This window comes from Methylobacterium sp. B1 (genome assembly GCF_000333255.1).
Lineage (GTDB): Bacteria > Pseudomonadota > Alphaproteobacteria > Rhizobiales > Beijerinckiaceae > Methylobacterium > Methylobacterium fujisawaense.
Genome location: NZ_BACT01000071.1, coordinates 1 through 3956, shown reverse-complemented (window position 1 = coordinate 3956; position 3956 = coordinate 1). Strand labels below are relative to the sequence as shown.

Annotated in this window: 2 protein-coding genes; one reads left to right on the top strand and one right to left on the bottom strand. The window is 69.9% G+C overall.

Annotation, left to right across the window (positions count from 1 at the left end; translation table 11 throughout):
• A partial coding sequence (locus I53_RS01905; RefSeq protein WP_043346055.1) for an efflux RND transporter permease subunit occupies positions 1-2838 on the bottom strand: 2838 nt, incomplete at its 3' end.
• 112 nt (positions 2839-2950) lie between these two features.
• Here I53_RS01905 and I53_RS01900 point away from each other — a divergent pair.
• Positions 2951-3956 (top strand): efflux RND transporter periplasmic adaptor subunit (locus I53_RS01900; protein WP_043346056.1); only part of this gene is annotated, 1006 nt, incomplete at its 3' end.

The following is a 3956-nucleotide window of genomic DNA, read 5'->3' as shown; positions in this document are numbered from 1 at the left end:
GAGCAGGATCGAGTTCTTGGCGGCCAGGCCCACGAGCAGCAGGAGCCCGATCTGGCCGAAGATGTCGAGTTCGAGCCCCCGCACCGCCAGGAAGCCGATGGCGCCGAAGATCGCGATCGGCGTCGCGAGCAGGATCACGAAGGGCAGGCGCAGCGACTCGTACTGGCCCGCCAGCAGCAGGAAGATCATCAGGACGCCGAGGCCGAAGATCAGCGGCGCGTAGCCGCCCGCGACCTTCTCCTGATAGGCGACGTCGGTCCATTCCACCGCGTAGTCGGCCGGCAGGCGGCTCTTGGCGAGCGCCTCGACTTCCTTGAGCACCGTGCCGGAACTCGCGGTGGAGGCCACCTCGATCGCCACCTCGATGGCCGGGTAGGTGTTGTAGGACAGGACGGCGGTGGGGCCGGTGGTGAACTCCGCCCGCACCAGGGAGCCGATCCGCACCGGCTCGCCCCGGCTGTTCAGGACCGGCAGGGCCTCCAGATCCTGGATCGTGCGCCGGCCCGCGGCCTCGCTCTGCACGTAGACCTGGTAGACGAAGCCGAAGCGGTTGAAGAGGTTGACGAAGCTCGATCCGACATAGGTCCCGAGCGCGTCGAACAGGTTCTGGAGGGGCACGCCGAGCTGCTCGGCCTTGGCCCGGTCGATCTCCAGGCGGATCTGCGGGACGCCGTAGCTCGTCGTCGGGAGCGCCTGGGCGATGTTGGGGCTCTTCTCCATCTCGTCGATGAAGCGCTGCGCCGCCGCGGCGAGCTTGAGGCCCCCGGTGCCGCTGCGGTCCTGGATCTCCAGGGTCAGGCCGCTGCGCGTGCCGAGGCCGGGCAGCGGCGACGGGTTGACCACCCGCACCGTCCCGTCCGGATCGTGCCGGAACTGCTTCTGCACGCGGGCGATGATGGCGTCGGCCGAGGCCGTCCGCTCGCCCCAGGGCTTCAGGACGGGGATCTGGAACCCGTAGAACGGCGCCACCGCGTCGGCGAGGATGCTGCGCCCGACGACGCCGATCGTGTGATCGACCTCCGGCATGTCCCGCAGGCTCTTGCCGAGCCGCTCGACCATGCGGTCGGTGCGCGCCACGGCGGCGCCCTTGGGCAGGGCGACGTCGGCGAAGAAGTAGCCCTGATCCTCATTCGGGACGAAGCCGGTCGGGCGCTGCATCACGAGGAGCACGGTGAGCGCCGCGAAGGCCGCGAAGGCGAGGCCGACGAGCACCAGATGGCGGCTGAGCTGCCCGATCATCGCGGTGAGGAGGCCCGCGGCCCGCTCCAGCGTCCGGTTGAACCAGCGCAGCGGCGCCTTCCACCGGCTCTGCCGGGCCTGCGCCCCCTCCGGCCGGTGCCTCAGGATCAGGCCGCAGAGCGCCGGCGTCAGGGTCAGCGAGACGACGGCCGAGATCATCACCGAGATCGCGATGGTCAGGGCGAACTGGTTGTAGAGCTGGCCGGTCAGGCCCGGGATGAAGGCCACCGGCACGAACAGGGCGGCCAGGACCAGGGTGGTGGCGATCACCGGGCCGGCGACCTCGTTCACCGCCTCCCGGGCGGCCGGCCGCGGCTCCATCCCCTCGTCCATCAGCCGCTCGGTGTTCTCGACCACGATGATCGCGTCGTCGACCACGAGGCCCACCGCCAGCACCATGCCGAGCAGGCTCAAGGTGTTGAAGGAGAAGCCGAGCAGCGCCATCGGGCCGAAGGTCCCGACCAGCGCCACCGGCACGGCGATGGAGGGGATCAGCGTCGCCCGCCAGTTCTGCAGGAACAGGTAGGTGACGATGACGACGAGGAGGAGCGCCTCGAACAGGGTGTGGACCACCTCGCGGATCGCCTCGCGGACGAACTCGGTGCGGTCGAGGGCGATCTTGTACTTGAGCCCGGGCGGGAACCGCCGGGCCAGCTCTTCCATGGTGGCCTTCACCCCGTCCATCACATGGACCGCGTTGGCGCCGGGCGTCTGGTAGAGGCCGAGCGTCGCCGAGGGCTGCCCGTCGAAGCCGGAGCGCACGCCGTACTGCTCCGAACCCAACTCCACCCGCGCCACGTCCCGGACCCGGACCACGGAGCCGTCGGGGTTGGCCCGCAGCAGGATGTTGGCGAATTCCTGGGGCTGGCTCAGCCGCCCCTGAGTCACGACCTGCAGCTCGAAGGCGGTGGGCTGCCCATCGGTCGGCGGCTTGCCGAGGGATCCGGTGGTGATCTGCTCATTCTGCTGGCTCACCGCGCGGATCACCGCATCGGGGCTGATCGCCAGGGCCTCCATCTTCACCGGATCGAGCCAGATGCGCATGGCGTAGCGCTTCTGGGAGAAGTTCTGGATCCGGCCCATGCCGTCGACCCGGCGCAGGGGTTTGATCACCTGCGTCTCGGCCCAGTTGGCCAGGAACAGCTCGTCGTAGGGCGAGCCCGGATCGGCGTAGAGCACGATGTTGCCGAGCCGCTGGCGGGAGCTCTTCTGGATCTCTAGGCCCTGCGCGCGCACCGAGGCCGGGAGCTTCGACTCGGCCCGGTTGGCGCGGGTCAGCACCTCGGCGGCGGCGGCGTCGAGATCGGAGCCGATCTCGAAGGTCGCGTCGAGGTTGACGCTGCCATCCGTGTTGCTGGTCGACGCGATGTACAGGAGGTGCTGGGCGCCGTTGATCTCCTGTTCCAGGGGCGTCGTGACGGCGTCGTAGGCCTGCTGTGCGCTCGCGCCCGGATAGGTCGCCTGGATGTTGATGATCGGCGGCGCGATCTCGGGAAACTGCGCGATCGGCAGGGTCAGGCCCGCCACCGCGCCGATCAGGGTGATCAGAACCGAGATGACGGCCGCGAGGACCGGCCGATCGACGAAGCGGGCGAACATCGGACCTCGACGGTGGTCGGTGGCCGCGAGGACCGGGCGTGCAACGCGAGCGCGTTTGGCGTGTTCCCTGTCCGGTTCGGCGCCGAGCGCGCCGCAGCGGGGAGCAGGCGGCGTGCGGGCGGGGATTCGGTACGGCTTACTCGGATGTGGCGCCGCGCTGGTCCTGGCGGCGGGCGGCTGGTTCGCGATGGGCCGACCGGACCCGTCCGTGCTGATGGCGGCCCTGCCCTGGTCGGACCGGCCGCCCGAGACCGCTGAGGCCGAGCCGCCGATCGCCGTGACGGTGATGACGGCGCGGACGCAGGCGGTGCCGATCAGCTTCACCTATACGGGGACGATCATCGCGCAGCAGGACGCGGCCCTGCGGGCCCGGGTGACCGGCAACGTCACCGATCGCCCCTTCGAGCCGGGTGGCCACGTGAAGAAGGGGCAGGTGCTCTTCCGGATCGACCCGCGTCCGTTCCAGGTGGCGCTCGCCCAGGCGCAGGCCCAGGAGGCGCAGGCCAAGGCGCAGCTCCAGTTCGCGCAAGCCGAGGTGAGCCGGACCGACACGCTGGCCGACAAGGGCTACGCCTCCGAGCAGCGCCTCCAGCAGCTTCAGTCGAACGCCGCCTCCGCCGCCGCCCAGGTCCAGGGGGCCGAGGCCGCGATCGCGCGGCAGAACCTCAACCTCGACTACGCGGTGGTGAATGCCCCCTTCGACGGGCGGGCGAGCCTGTCGATCGTCAACCCCGGCGACCTCGTCATCGAGAACCAGACGCAGCTGGTCACGGTGGTGCAGCTCGACCCGATCGACGTGCAGATGGCGCTCTCCTCCGAGGATTCCGAGGCGCTGCGCGAGGCGATGCAGAAGGGCCCCGTGACCGTGGAGGTGCTGGACGAGGCCGGCAAACCCATGCGCGACGCGAAGGTCTATCAGCTCGACAACCGATTTGACCCCCGCACCGCCCGTCGCCTCGTGCGCGCCCTATTGCCGAACACCGACGAGCGCTTCCTGCCGGGTCAGTTCATCCGTGCCCGGGTGAAGACCGGCACCGAGGAGAAGCTTCTGGTCCCCACGATCGCGTTGTCGGCCAGACTCGCTCAGCAGATCGTCTACGTGGTCGACGATCAGGGTG